The following is a 341-nucleotide window of genomic DNA, read 5'->3' as shown; positions in this document are numbered from 1 at the left end:
CATCTCCCGCATCGCCGTCGACGGAAGGGACGAGCGCGGACGCCGGAGCCGCACCGGACGCCGTCGGCAGCCCGCGCAGCCGCATCCCCACCAGAGCGGATGCCGTCACCAGGAGCCCCGCGCCTCCGGAGATCGCGAGGCGACTGTCGAGGCCCGCGTGCAGAGCGGCGGCGAGCAGCAGCCCGCCGCCCGCGGCGCCGAGCGTCCAGAAGCCGTGCATGCGGGCGATCACCGGCCGCCCCATCGCCGTCTCCACCGCCATCGCCTGGGTGCTGAGCGCGATATTCGTCGCACCGCAGCCGAGTCCGAACATCCCGGCCGCCAGGAGCAGCACGGGAAGG

Annotated in this window: 1 pseudogene; it reads right to left on the bottom strand. The window is 74.8% G+C overall.

The window, feature by feature from the left end:
• Window positions 1–313: pseudogene (locus tag SB658_RS22610) on the bottom strand (hypothetical protein); the annotation flags it as partial.
• Window positions 314–341: the final 28 nt, after the last annotated feature.

Source organism: Bacillus sp. SIMBA_008, from assembly GCF_046535495.1.
Classification (GTDB): Bacteria; Bacillota; Bacilli; order Bacillales; family Bacillaceae; genus Bacillus; species Bacillus subtilis.
This window is presented reverse-complemented; position numbering and strand designations above follow the sequence as displayed.